Raw genomic sequence first — 13,678 nt, forward strand, 5'->3', positions numbered from 1 at the left:
CATGGGCAAAACAAATGGTAGAACACGGGTACTTGAAACCATCCGCCAGGGTAAAATTGGCGGGGGAGAGAGTCACGTACTGGACCTGGTGGCCTCGCTGGATAAATCCGCATTTGATCCCATCGTGCTTTCTTTTACAGAAGGCCCAATGATAACGGCTTTACAGAAAATGGATATTCCTGTGTTTGTGATCGAAAGTGAGAAGGCATTTGATATCAGCGTCTGGAAAAAAGTAAAAAAATTCATGCAGGACCAACGGATAGATATTGTGCATGTGCATGGTACCCGGGCAAACACAAATGTGTTGTGGGCTGCACGCCGCCTGGGTTTACCGGTGGTATATACTATTCATGGCTGGTCTTTTCATGACGGATTACATCCGCTGGCTAAACGCCTGCGCATTGCCGCTGAAAAATTTATTACAGGTAAAACACAGGTAAATATCTGCGTGTCGGAATCCAACCGGCAAACCGGCATCAAAGCGTTTAAGGACTTTACCGGTATCGTGGTACGAAACGGTGTAAACCTGCAGAAGTTCAACCCGGACCAGCAATACCCGGATCTGCGGGCGGAATATGGCATCCCGGAAAATAAACTCCTGATCTGTTTTATTGCACGCATGACCTATCAGAAAGACCCGGTGTGTATGGTAAAGGGTTTTGCAGCTGCGTTGCAACAGGCGCCGGATCTGCATTTGCTGATGATAGGAGACGGGGAGCTGATGGCTGCCGCGGTAAATGCAGCTGCTGAAGCCGGCGTGGAAAAGCAGGTAACATTTGCGGGCTTCCGCCAGGACGTACCCGCGGTGCTTCACGCAGGAGACATTTATTGTTTACCCTCTTTATGGGAAGGCTTCCCCATCGGGGTACTGGAAGCAATGGCAATGGGGAAAGCCGTTATTGCCAGCGATGTAGATGGTACAAAAGAAGCAGTGAAAGATGGCGAGAACGGGCTGCTGGTGCCATCTGGCAATCCTGCAGCATTGGGTGCTGCCATTGTGAGAGTGGCAAAGGATCATACATTGAGGACTACTTTGCAGAATAATGCGAAAGCTGCCATTGCAGCGAATTTCAACGTGGCCGGCATGACGGAGAAAATTGCGGCGGTATATCAACAGCTTTGTAAATAATAACATTTTATCAATTTCAATATGACAAAAACCGTAATCACCTACGAATATGATCGGATCACCGATATAAAAAGACTCAATTTTATAACGGATAGCTTGAAGAGTAATATTCCCGATGGAGGCCGGGTATTGGATGTAGGATGTGGTAATGGCGTTATCAGCCGGCATCTCGGGCAGTTTGGATATGAAGTGCTGGGGATAGATATCAGTGAGAAAACCATTGCTGTTGCCCAGCAGCGCAATACGTATCCCAACGTAAAGTTTGCGGCTATCAGCGCGGAAGCGCTTACTGCCCAGGGCGAAACCTATGATGCTGTAATATGCAGCGAAGTACTGGAGCACCTGGATCATCCGCAACTGCTGCTGAACACGATCCACGCATCATTGAAAGACGATGGCCTGCTGGTAGTAACCGTTCCGAATGGTAACGGTCCCAGGGAATTGTGTGTAACAAGACCCATGCTCAAAGCACGCAACAACCCGGTTTTGTGGAAGAACATTAATAAAGTAAAAAATGCGCTTGGCTTTAAAGGAACCACCGCACAGTCCCAGGCAGATAACCTGGATCACGTACAGTTTTTTACGCGTAAAGACTTACAGGACCTGGCGCAGGCCAGCGATTTCAAAATAGTGAGGTTTGCGAAAACGAATTTTGTAGAAGATGTATTTCCTTTTTCCCTGCTTACAAAGCGACTTAAATTCCTGCAAACGCTCGATTGCCAGGTGGCAGAAATATTGCCTTACAATTTTACCGGTGGCTTTAACACCTTATGGAGAAAAAGTGCCGGTTGATTTTTGAATGTTGGTACAAAAAAGAAGAAGGCTGCTCACGGTGACCAGCCTTCTCTTTTTTTTATCGGCGATTAGCCGCCGCATCTATCTTATCCAGTAGCTCGGGCGTTTTATCCATATCAAATTTTCGGGCCAGTAATTTGCCGGATTGCAGGATAGCAAAAAGGTCGGTCATGGCAAATGTTTTGGGATGCGCCCGTCCTTCAGACCAGTCGATATACCGCTGATAGTTATTCTGCACACTGTTTTTAAAAGGCCCGTTCATGATAACGGTCTGGAAAATAAATTCATCTCCTCCCCAGGTATATTTGTAAAAGCGCTCCAGCTCCGGGTGATCCTGGATATAATGCAGGCACCATTCGGCGCATTCCTGTGTGAGGCTCCACCAGAGCGATCCTCCATATACTTCGAGGTTCAAGGGGTGGCGTCTTTTAGGTAGTATTTTATTGATCCACACGGTGATCCGGTATTTCCCTGGAAACTGGAAATCTTCAAAATGATAGGAGGTAATTTTGGGCATCACCCTTTTCAAGGCCTCTGGGGGAAGCAGATCGAGGAATTGCTGCCCTGCCCGGGTGTTGAAAAAATCATAATGCACGTTCATATTTGTAAGCGGATAATCCTGTGCGCTGATAAGGTGAATAAAACCATATTTATTACCTGAACCGGCAATAAATTCAATACCATTCAATGCTGCCTGTATGGTTCCATATCCTGCCCAGGTAACATTTACCCGTTTCTCAATAAAATATACCTGCGGCATATTCATCGCCTCCTGCCATTTATTGATATCACATTTGGCATCGAGATGTATATAACAATCAATAGCAGGATGTTTCAGCCTGTTCAGCAACCGGCATAGTTGCGCCGGATTTTTATGACTCAGTATAATAAAAGCTAGTTTCATAAACTGAAGATTATTTATACTGCAAACGGAACAGTTTTATTTTTGACAATAACATTTTGCATTCAAGCCAGCCATAACGCCATATGCTTTTCAGATTCACTGCGGGAAGATAACGCCGGAGGAAAATATATCCAAAGATTACCGCAAATAAAAGATTCAGAGAAGAAGCGATAGCGACCGCGCGGATATCTGCAAAAAGTAATACCAGTACAACATCCAGCACAATATTCAGTATCAGTTTGATAAGATTTTTGTAGAAATTAATCAGCGGTTTATTGATCATATCCAACGTAACCCCAATAAACCGGTCGATAGGATAGAGGATGGCCGAAAACAGGAATATCCGTACAATATCTGTAGCCGGCAGATAAGCCTTTGCGGCGAGTAAAAGAATCAGGGGTTTGGTAAATAAAAGCAGTCCGATCACAAAAGGAAGAATCAGAATTGTAACGGTACCGGTGTACCGGCAAAAGGCACGCGATACTTCTTTCCAGTCGTTCCGGTTGGCGGCAGCAGAAATAGTGGGTTGCGAAGTAGCCACAAAACTTCTCAATATAATTTCAATCACCTCCATGAATTTCTGGGGGATGCTGTAAACCGCTACGGCAGCGGGATTAAGCATTGTTCTGAGTACCAGGTTATCGGAGTAATTCAAAAAGGCAGAAGAAACCATACTGCCTACTATCAACCGTCCGTAATGATACAATTCTATTGCCTGGGCCTTTGTTCTGGCAGCCATCGTAGTTAAGGCCGTCCACCGGAATATCATGCAGTAAATACTGGTGATCAGCAGTGACAGCGAATAAGTATACAACACGTTGTGCAATGTTACCTGTTTCATAAAGAACAGGGCGCCGAGCAAAACCATGAAAGACCCGTTCTGCAGCATACGTATCTGCACAATTTTATCAAACCTGTGCGCTGCCTGCAACACCCAGGTGGCAAAGTTAAAAGGCAGCGAAAATAAAGTCATCACTCCGAGCCAGCCCAGGAAGAAGTGCCACGTGGCGCTGAAATAGGGATAGGCAATCGCATATACCAAAAAGGAAAGCACGATAAAAGAAAAGGTGAGCAACAGGGAAATATACCAGGCAGCTCCTGTTACCTGCCTGCTGACAGCAATATCTGTTCCTGCGCTGAACTTGATAATGCCGGATTGCAGCATGGCGGTGCGTATCTGATCCAGGATATTATAAGTGGCCAGAAATAATACCCATTCCCCAAATGCGCTCAGGGAAAGCATTCTAACCAGTAATGCAAAGGAAAGTACGTTGAAAAAGGCCATTATTACATTTCCAAGAAGGGAATGGAAATGCCTGTTTCGGACAACAGCTAAAAGTCTAAATGCCATGAACCATTAATTACAGTCAAATTGTATGAAAAATAATGGTCTTTTTACAGGATGAGGTTAAAAAAGGAGGAATATTCAATGCCTGGAATAACAAAGGTAGTTTTTTTATTTAGAATTATTAGCATCGCATTGAAGGATAGATTGAAAATAAACAAATAAATATAGATATAAAATATTTATACTTTATTTATTGTAGTGATATATGTTATTTTTTTTCATTATGTGAATTAAAAAAAAGCTTTCTTTGCAATAATAAAAACCCTTTTTCCGGGAACTTTTAAGTAATGACTATGAGGATAGACTTTTAAAACCATTGCACAAGCCATATATTTATATGATAAACCATCTGCTATTGCTAAGGCAATTTTTTTGCCGCAGTATTTATAGGCTAGGCGCTGCTATATTGTTAGTATCCTGTTTTGGATTAGTCCCTGTTTCAGGCCAGGTGCAAACGGCGCGTTCTTTTAGTGATCCTTCGATGTCCAATATCAAAGGCTTCTATGAATATCTTCCCGCCGGCTATACGCCCGGAAGTGGTAAGAAATATCCCCTGATCATTTTCTTTCATGGTAACGGCGAACTGGCCAGCTATGGATCTCCCTTATCTTCTGTGTTGAGAAATGGTCTTCCCCGGGTAATCAATGATGGTAGATTTCCCACCACCTTCACCGTAAACAATCAAACTTTTTCATTTATAGTAATATCCCCTCAGTTCAACACATGGCCGGGTTCCGGAGATGTGACGCTGTTTAAGAATTATCTTCTTACAAAATATGATATTGATCCTTCCCGCATTTATATCACAGGTTTAAGCATGGGAGGTGGATTAACATGGGGCGCACTCTGTGAAGATAAAACAAAAGCAAAAGCATTTGCAGCTGCAGCTCCGGTTTGCGGCATGTATCCACCCACTACCGCCTATGCCGGCGTAGTGGCCTCCAACAATACACCTTTATGGGTATTCCATAACGATGGCGATCCCACCGTACCTTCCGATTATTCAAAGAACTGGGTAAAATATATCAACGCCACCGTGCCGGCTCCCAATCCGCTGGCTAAATTGTCTATTTATAGTTCCACTTCACACGATGCATGGACCAAAGCCTATGATCCTGCCACAAAGGAAGATGGTAAAAATATGTATGAGTGGATGCTCCAGTACACGCAGGGAGGAGTGGTAACACCGCCACCCGTTACAGGAGGCAAGCGTATTGTAGTGCCAATGAGCAACACCGCCAACGGACGCGCAGAAATATATTATCCGGATGCCATGAAAACATTTAACGTAAGTCCCGGTGACACGTTGTGTATTCCTGCAGGAGAATATGAGTATCTGCATCTCGGTAACCTGACCGGAACAGCCGCGAAACCCATTGTTATCATCAACTGCGGCGGACAGGTAAAGCTCGGGGTAAAGAACCAGGGTACAGCAGCCGTGTTTAATGCACCTACCTGCCGGTTTGTAGAGATAAGCGGGAGCGGAGATAAAAATTATGAATTTGGTTTCGACCTGAATGGTACAAATATCAACGGCCTTAAAATATTCGGTCTTACACTGGGTGTAGGCGCTTCCGATTTTGATGTGCATAATATTTATATCCATGACGGCAACATCCTGTTACAGGCTAAAACCCTGCAAACCTGCGCCCAGCCACAATACCTGGAAGGCAGCTTTGTAATGAAGAATGTGAAACTCCATCACATTAAATGCCGCAACTCCACCGGCGAAGGTTTCTATATCGGTAACACACACTATTACTGGACGGAAGGTACCTGTGTTGATATGAAGTCGCACTGGATTGAAAACCTCTGGGTATACGACAACGACCTGGAAAATATTGGCAGCGACGGATTACAGATCTCCATGACTAAAAATGGTGACAACCGTGTATTCAATAACCGCCTGGTAAACTACGCCACTTCAAAGAATTCCGCACATGGTTATGGAATCCTCATTGGTTCCGGCTCTGCCCTGAAAGTGTATAACAATACCATCACTACCGGCTATATGCCTGGTGTTACGGTTTTCGGTTCAGGAGTAAGCGAGATATATAACAATGTGATCTCTGATATTTTTTATGAAGGGATTAATGTGGCAGATAAAATTCCGGATAATACCACCCCGGATGTATTTCCTCCGCCTGCCGCTATTATCTATAATAACACCATCGTTAATACAGACGCAGGTAAGAATGGTATAAAAATATTTGCTTACCAGACGCCCATCGGGCACCAGGTATATAACAACCTGCTGGTGGAAACAGGAACAGCCTACGATTTTCCTTCAAAGGGGATGTATATTAAAGGGGATCAGCCTATTAAATTAACTGCCAGCAATAACATCTGTTATACAGATGTGGCTTCCGCTAAATTTGTAGACGGTGCCGCGAAAAATTACCGGCTGTTATCTACTTCAACTGCAGTGAATACCGGCAGGGATATGTCTGACTTCACCCTGAAAACAGATTTTGATAATACCGCGCGGCCGCAGCAAAGTAAATATGATGTGGGCGCCTTTGAATTGAAAACCAGTACCACCTCACCGCCCGTTTCAAATGCCGGCGGCGATGTTACCATTACCTTACCCATAGATTATGTAACGCTGGATGGCGCCTCGTCTGCCGCTTCCGGTGGCAGCACCATTCAAAGCTATGCGTGGAAGAAGATCAGTGGCCCCACCGCGGGAACCATCGTGAGCCCCAATGTGGTTAAAACAAATGTAACGGGTCTCACTGCGGGAACCTACGTTTATGCCTTAACCATCACCGATGATAAAGGGCTGACTGATAGCGACAGCATCACCGTTACCGTGAAACCCGCTGCCAATAAGCCACCGGTGGCCAATGCAGGGAGCAATATCCAGGTGCAGTTACCTGTAAACAGTACTTCACTGGATGGCAGCGCCTCTACTGATGCCGACGGACAAATAACTACATGGGCCTGGGCAAAAACTGCGGGTCCTTCCGGGGGAGACCTTTCCGCCGCGAATGCCGCAAAAACAAATGTAAGCAACCTGGTAGCGGGTAACTATACCTACCGCCTCATCATCACCGATAACTCAGGTGCAAAGGATACCGCCTCGGTAAACATTACCGTATTGGCAGCCGCCAATAAACCGCCGGTAGCCAATGCCGGGAAAACTATACAGATCCAGTTGCCGGTAAACACTACTGCGCTTGATGGCAGCAGTTCCGCAGACACCGATGGGCAGATCGTTAGCTGGTTGTGGCAAAAAACTGCCGGTCCCGCAGGTGGCGACCTGGCAAGTGCCGGAGCTGCTAAAACAACTGTGAGTAACCTGTCTGCCGGTACATATACCTATCAGCTTACAGTTACCGACAATAGTAACGCCACCGCTACCGCCACCGTAACTGTCCTGGTACTGGCGGCAGCGCCCAATCAATCGCCGGTGGCAGATGCAGGAAATGATATAGCTATTCAGCTGCCGGTAAGCAGCGCTGCATTGGATGGCAGCGCCTCCGCTGATGCCGATGGACAAATAGTTACCTGGTTGTGGGAAAAAACTGCCGGTCCTGCTGGAGGAAACCTCTCCGCCGCCAACGCCGCAAAAACAAATGTTACCAATCTACAGGCAGGAACTTATACGTTCCGGTTAACGGTAACCGATAACAACGGCGCCACCAGCACAGCTACTGTAAACATTACGGTAACAGCGGCCCCGGTTAATAATCCGCCCGTAGCCGTTGCAGGCAGCGACATACAGATTCAGCTGCCGGTAAGCAGCGCCGCCCTGGATGGCAGCGCCTCCAGCGATGCCGACGGACAAATAGTTACCTGGTTGTGGGAAAAGACCGCCGGTCCTGCAGGAGGAAACCTCTCCGCCGCCAACGCCGCAAAAACAAATGTTACCAATCTACAGGCAGGAACTTTTACGTTCCGGTTAACGGTAACCGATAATAACGGCGCTACCAGCACAGCTACTGTAAACATTACGGTAACAGCGGCTCCGGTTAATAACCCGCCCGTAGCGGTTGCAGGCAGCGACATACAGATTCAGCTGCCGGTAAGCAGCGCCGCCCTGGATGGCAGCGCCTCCGCTGATGCCGACGGACAAATAGTTACCTGGTTGTGGGAAAAGACCGCCGGTCCTGCCGGGGGCAATCTTTCCGCTGCCAATGCTTCAAAAACAAATGCAACCAACCTGCAGACGGGAACTTATACGTTCCGGTTAACGGTAACCGATAACAACGGCGCCACTGCTACCGCTTCAGTAAACATCACTGTATTGCCCCTGGAAAATAAGGCGCCGGTAGCCCAAACGCAGGGCGACAGAAGCATTCAGCAGCCAATGAATTCATTCATCGCGGATGGCAGCTCTTCTTATGATCCCGATGGCAATATTGTGAAGTATGAATGGTCACAGGTAGAAGGACCCGCCACCGCAAATTTAAAAAGCCCGGATCAGGTGCAAACACTGATCAACAGCCTCAATGCCGGTAAATACCAGTTCAGGCTTACCGTTACGGACGACAGGGGCGCTACCGCTACCACTACCTTTAACTTGACCGTACTTGGCAACGACATCGTCAGTCATACGGAAGATTCATTGGGTATATTCCCGAATCCGGCCACGCAATACATCCGCTTACGGATTGTGAGGAGCGGCGCAACGCCTCTGCAAGTGAGGATTTTCGACATGAATGGCCGCATGCAGCAACAGATGAGGTATACTACTCCGGATTCATTCCAGACAGAAGTAAACATCAGCAATTTATCAAACGGACATTTTATAGTGGATGTGAAGTCGGAAGACAGCAGCTATAATAAGAAAGGACGTTTTATAAAAGTAACCAACTAGATTTTTTCCCAGGTACCACTGGATGGCTGATATTGACGTATAGGGCGGGCAGGGTTGCCCGCCACTATTGTAAAAGGAGGAACGTCTTTGGTAACCACACTGCCGCCTGCTACTACAGCATGGCGTCCGATGGTTACTCCTGCGGTAATAACGCTGTTGGCGCCAATCCAGCAATCTGCTTCTACAACAATTTCTCCAACGGTGCAGGGCTGCAACGCAATAGGAACATCAGGATCCTGGTAACCATGATTTAAACCGGATAACACAATGTTCTGTGCCAGTATAACATTGTCGCCTATACGAACCGGGCCAATTAACACATTACCTATCCCGATCCTTACATGGTTGCCAATAATCACCGCACCCATGCCATTATTTACCGTAGCAAAATCTTCTATCGTGGAGTAACTTCCGAGGGTAAACGTATTAAATGGCAACACGTCCATCCGTGTGCGTCTTCTTATGAGGGAACCCTTTCCCTTTTTATGGATGAAGGGGTTGATAAATAACCGCACCCACAGGCGTGGACGGGCCTGATGCTTTGGCATCAGCAGGTACAAAGCCAGTTTCTTCAAACCCGGGTGTTGTTTCAGTTTGTCTTTTATACTCATAATCAATTACCGCTGGAGTTTAAGATCGCCTGATAAATGGCCGCAACGGAATTCTCCCAGGTATGTGTACCGGCAAAGCGGATACGTTCAGTGGCCAATCCCGGATCTGCATTTTCTGACAGTGCTTTTTCAATCAGTGGAACATAGTCGTCCGGTGTAGCTGCCAGGTAAACATGTTCCCTGAACAACTCCATGGTTTTAGTGGCGGTTGCTACTACCGGCTTACCCATTGCAAGGTACTCGTCAATTTTCAACGGGTAATTACCTGCCGTTACTTCATTGATCACCTGTGGATTAAGGCATACATCAAAAGACTGCACATAGGCAGGAAGCTGCGACAGATCTTTATGTCCTGTAAAATAAACGTTGGGAAGGCGGTGGAGTTCGGAGGCTTTGAAGTCATCATCTTCCGGACCAACCAGTACCAGCTGCCATCCCGGTCTTTCACTGGCTATCTTTACCAAAACGGAGATATCCAGCCGCAGCGATTTAAGCGCGCCCACGTAACCAATGATGGGGCCTTTTCCTGTTGGCACATCATCCGGAACAGGGTGTTTGTCGGCCGCATTGAAAAGCCGGAGGTCACATCCCTGTCCAACATAATAGCTGGAAGGATTATACTGCTGCAGCATTTCTTTGAGATATAAGGAATTGGCTACCGCGGCATCGGCCTTGGCGATGTGTTGTGGTTCAAGCCGCAGCCCGTGCTTTTTCCAGTAGGGCACGCCCAGGAGGTAATCCCTGCTGTAGTATACATAGCTGGAAGGCCGTAGCATTTCTTTGAGATAAAAGCCCCGGAAGATGTCATTATCATTAAATAAAATGATGTCTTTGAAATTCATTTCCCGGACAGCCTCCATAATACTGTCTGCAAACTTTCTGTTATTCCGCTTGTTAAACCAGGAAAATAATGGTGTAAAAGGGAGCCAGTTAATAGACTCCAGTATGGCAGATGGATAATAGTTCCAGAGGTTGTCACTGATGGGAACAATACCCGGAACTTTTTTATGGATGGCATTCAGCTGGTATTGCACATGCGGATCTTGTCTCCCCGTCATAAGGGTATTTCTGTCCAGCGGAGCATTAACATATAATACCCTGTTATGCCGGGCGAATTCCAGCGCAATATTTTTACAGTTGCTTCCAATAGTGGTGTACCATTGTTGCAGCCCTATTACAACGATATCTCTGTTTTGAATTAAAGGCACGATAGCAAAGGTGTAGATGATGTATAACGGTTTCTTGAATTAAATGTGCAGGTCTGCCGTTGGGGATGGTTAAATATTGAAGTTGCTAACTTAAATACAAAGTAAATAAAAAAAATCGATATTATTGAAGTATTACGATAAGAATCGTTCTATAAAAAAAGAGGCTATGTCAGAAACAGTAGAAATAAGAACATTGACCGTCGAGGATTACCTGGACCTGAAAGAATCTATGGTGTCCGCCTATGCCGATATGGCCGGCAGTTACTGGCGGGAGCCAACTATACAGCGGCTCATCAAGCTTTTCCCGGAAGGGCAGATAGCGGTTACGGTCAATGATAAAGTAGTAGGTTGCGCGCTGGCTATTATAGTGGACTATGAAAAATTCGGGGATAGTCATACCTATGAGCAGATCACCGGGTACTATACTTTTAACACACACAACCCCAAAGGGGATACGTTGTATGGAATCGAGGTTTTCGTACATCCCGACTATCGGGGGAAAAGACTGGCCCGCCGGTTATACGATGCCCGTAAAAATCTCTGCGAACAACTAAACCTGCAGGGGATAGTGGCCGGTGGACGCATACCCAATTTTGAAAAGTTCTCCGACCGGATGTCGCCCAGGGAGTATATCGAGAAGGTACAGGACCGGGAAATTTATGATCCCACGCTCACTTTCCAGTTTTCGAATGATTTCACTGTAAAGAAGATCCTGAAGAACTACCTGCCCAACGACGAGGCCTCCAAAGGCTTTGCCACGCTGCTGCAGTGGTTCAATATCTATTATGAAAAAGACCAGGACACTATCCGGTACAACAAATCAACGGTACGCATAGGGCTGGTACAATGGCAGATGCGCGATTATGGCAGCCTGGATGGTTTCCTGCAACAGGTGGAATATTTCATTGACGCGGTAAGCGACTATGGATCAGACTTTGTTGTTTTCCCGGAACTCTTCAACTCCCCGCTGATGAAAGAGTTTAACCAGATGGACCCCGCCGGGGCTATCAGGGGAGTGGCCCAATACACAGAGCAGTTAAGGGAAATATTCCAGCAGCATGCAGTAGCCTATAATGTAAATATCATTTCGGGGAGCATGCCTATTGTGATCGATGAGGTACTCTACAACATTTCCTACCTCTGCCGCCGGGATGGTACTTACGAGCAATATATCAAGATCCATCCAACTCCCGGTGAGGTAGCTGCCTGGGGAATCAAGGGGGGAAGTGATATCAAGGTGTTTGATACGGATTGCGGCAAAATAGGGATCCAGATCTGCTATGATGTGGAGTTCCCGGAGCCTTCCCGTATCCTGGCGGAACAGGGCATGCAGATCCTGTTCGTTCCTTTTATGACCGATACGCAGCATGCCTATAACCGGGTGCGGTTCTGCGCACAGGCAAGGGCCGTTGAAAATGAGTGCTATGTTGCCATAGCCGGCTGTATCGGTAATTTGCCGAAGGTAAATAATATGGACCTGCAGTATGCGCAATCCTGCGTGTTTACCCCATCGGATTTTGCGTTTCCCGTAACCGGTATAAAAGCAGAATCAACGCCAAACACCGAAATGGTGGTTATCGCTGACGTGGACCTGGTATTGCTGAAAGAATTACACGCCTTTGGAAGCGTACAAACTAAAAAGGATATCCGGCGGGATTTGTATGAAGTGAATTATAAAAAGAAGTGATAATTAGACATATAAATAAGGAGGATTTTTGAATTATAAATGGATGTAATTTGAGTCCTGAAAATAAATAGGGTAACGGCTTGCGGAGGCTTGCTGTTATCCTTTTTTAGTTTTAAATTCAGTGTAAAACCCCTAAGTTATGAAAGATCAAGCCTATTATCCTTCCTGGAAGAATGTATCCAAGTACAGGCAGTATCTTGCCTATTTTAGTGAGTATATCCGGTATAACGACTGGAAATCCCTTCAGGCGTCCCTTAAACTCGTTTTATTAAACAAACCCTCTCTGAGCGAGTGGAAGGCAAAATCAGCGATGGGACTTTTCCGGATCCGCGGAGGTACTACTGACTTTCAGTTTATTAATTACGCCTACGAGAAGCGGGTGCGCGACTTCCTCAAGGAGCAGGTGGAAAACAGGAACATCGACGGGTTCATTGATATTGGCGCCTGTATCGGCGAATATGATGTCTGGCTGGCCGGAAAAGGAATCCCCTGCGTTGCCTTTGAACCTGTAAATTATAAAGCCGTTCAGGAAAACATCCGGCTCAATCATGTGGAAGATAAGGTGAAACTTTATGCCTGCGGTCTTGGTAGCAAGCAGGAAAAGGTGAACTTCAATATTATGAGTACCGTTACCGGGTCAAGTTATATCGACAGGGATAGTGACAAGGAAGGTAATATCCCTATCGAAAAACTCGATGACCTGATCCCCGAACTGGGATTTGACCTGCGCGGTAAGATCATTGTTAAGCTGGATGTGGAAGGAATGGAGACAGAAGTGCTGGAAGGAGCACGGAATTTTATCAGCAAAGCTGAACACCTGCGTATCATTTTTGAGCGCTATGAAGGTGACAATACTGTAAATGATAAGTTGAGCTCACTGGCCAATTTTACTTTCGACCGGATAGACCAGTTTAACTACCTGGCTACAAAAATATAATCAGTTTCTTTAGGATGATAAGGGCAATACATGTTCATTTGTGTATTGCCTTTCGTAGTTTTACCACCTTATAGGCGTTAAACAGATATTTTTTATTTGTTATGTATAATGAAACGTACAATGATTTTAAATAATGAAAATCATGTAAAATATTTCTTCTTTAGTTATTGATAATTAATAAATTGAGAGATTTAATTAAATGAACGCTATAACTAAAACAACCTGTTTTCCCTTGTT

Annotated in this window: 9 protein-coding genes; 5 read left to right on the plus strand and 4 right to left on the minus strand. The window is 45.9% G+C overall.

The features are described 5' to 3' along the window. The first annotated feature begins 1 nt into the window (after position 1). The gene (locus V7S65_RS07775; protein ID WP_079467414.1) at positions 2 to 1,129 is read left to right on the plus strand and encodes a glycosyltransferase family 4 protein; all 1,128 of its coding nucleotides are present in this window, start codon (positions 2 to 4) and stop codon (positions 1,127 to 1,129) included. 21 nt (positions 1,130 to 1,150) lie between these two features. Beyond that, complete coding sequence (locus V7S65_RS07780) at positions 1,151 to 1,921, plus strand: class I SAM-dependent methyltransferase (RefSeq protein WP_079467413.1); 771 nt, start codon at positions 1,151 to 1,153, stop codon at positions 1,919 to 1,921. Between the two features lie 61 nt (positions 1,922 to 1,982). Here V7S65_RS07780 and V7S65_RS07785 read toward each other — a convergent pair whose 3' ends face one another. Together V7S65_RS07785 and V7S65_RS07790 are read right to left on the minus strand one after the other, a co-directional pair. Beyond that, positions 1,983 to 2,828, minus strand: a complete 846-nt coding sequence (locus V7S65_RS07785) for a beta-1,6-N-acetylglucosaminyltransferase (protein ID WP_336388632.1) — start codon at positions 2,826 to 2,828, stop codon at positions 1,983 to 1,985. A 10-nt stretch (positions 2,829 to 2,838) separates the two neighbouring features. Further along, on the minus strand, positions 2,839 to 4,179 hold the full coding sequence (locus V7S65_RS07790; RefSeq protein ID WP_111578103.1) for an oligosaccharide flippase family protein: 1,341 nt from the start codon (positions 4,177 to 4,179) through the stop codon (positions 2,839 to 2,841). A gap of 478 nt (positions 4,180 to 4,657) precedes the next feature. Here V7S65_RS07790 and V7S65_RS07795 point away from each other — a divergent pair, with 478 nt between their 5' ends. Then, positions 4,658 to 8,998: a PKD domain-containing protein gene (locus V7S65_RS07795; protein WP_336388631.1), complete on the plus strand. Its 4,341-nt coding sequence runs from the start codon at positions 4,658 to 4,660 to the stop codon at positions 8,996 to 8,998. On the opposite strand, the gene V7S65_RS07800 is transcribed toward V7S65_RS07795, so the two are convergent. Continuing rightward, a complete protein-coding gene (locus V7S65_RS07800) occupies positions 8,995 to 9,609 on the minus strand; it encodes an acyltransferase (RefSeq protein WP_079467409.1) in 615 nt (204 codons plus the stop codon). The two genes, V7S65_RS07795 and V7S65_RS07800, sit on opposite strands and share 4 nt — an antisense overlap. 2 nt (positions 9,610 to 9,611) lie before the next feature. Further along, complete coding sequence (locus tag V7S65_RS07805) at positions 9,612 to 10,817, minus strand: glycosyltransferase (protein WP_336388630.1); 1,206 nt, start codon at positions 10,815 to 10,817, stop codon at positions 9,612 to 9,614. Between the two features lie 166 nt (positions 10,818 to 10,983). Between V7S65_RS07805 and V7S65_RS07810 the strand changes: the two genes are divergently transcribed. Together V7S65_RS07810 and V7S65_RS07815 are read left to right on the plus strand one after the other, a co-directional pair. After that, positions 10,984 to 12,504, plus strand: coding sequence for a bifunctional GNAT family N-acetyltransferase/carbon-nitrogen hydrolase family protein (locus tag V7S65_RS07810; protein WP_079467407.1), 1,521 nt, complete (start codon positions 10,984 to 10,986; stop codon positions 12,502 to 12,504). Between the two features lie 139 nt (positions 12,505 to 12,643). Beyond that, positions 12,644 to 13,441, plus strand: a complete 798-nt coding sequence (locus V7S65_RS07815; protein WP_336388629.1) for an FkbM family methyltransferase — start codon at positions 12,644 to 12,646, stop codon at positions 13,439 to 13,441. Positions 13,442 to 13,678 lie beyond the last annotated feature (237 nt).

The organism is Chitinophaga sp. CCNWYY40 (genome assembly GCF_037483205.1).
GTDB classification, from domain to species: domain Bacteria; phylum Bacteroidota; class Bacteroidia; order Chitinophagales; family Chitinophagaceae; genus Chitinophaga; species Chitinophaga ginsengisegetis.

Coding starts and splice junctions, on each gene's coding strand:
- V7S65_RS07780 (WP_079467413.1), top strand. CDS start 1,151: ATGACAAAAACCGTAATCACCTACGAATATGATCGGATCACCGATATA.
- V7S65_RS07775 (WP_079467414.1), top strand. CDS start 2: ATGGGCAAAACAAATGGTAGAACACGGGTACTTGAAACCATCCGCCAG.
- V7S65_RS07785 (WP_336388632.1), bottom strand. CDS start 2,828: ATGAAACTAGCTTTTATTATACTGAGTCATAAAAATCCGGCGCAACTA.
- V7S65_RS07790 (WP_111578103.1), bottom strand. CDS start 4,179: ATGGCATTTAGACTTTTAGCTGTTGTCCGAAACAGGCATTTCCATTCC.
- V7S65_RS07810 (WP_079467407.1), top strand. CDS start 10,984: ATGTCAGAAACAGTAGAAATAAGAACATTGACCGTCGAGGATTACCTG.
- V7S65_RS07815 (WP_336388629.1), top strand. CDS start 12,644: ATGAAAGATCAAGCCTATTATCCTTCCTGGAAGAATGTATCCAAGTAC.
- V7S65_RS07795 (WP_336388631.1), top strand. CDS start 4,658: ATGTCCAATATCAAAGGCTTCTATGAATATCTTCCCGCCGGCTATACG.
- V7S65_RS07800 (WP_079467409.1), bottom strand. CDS start 9,609: ATGAGTATAAAAGACAAACTGAAACAACACCCGGGTTTGAAGAAACTG.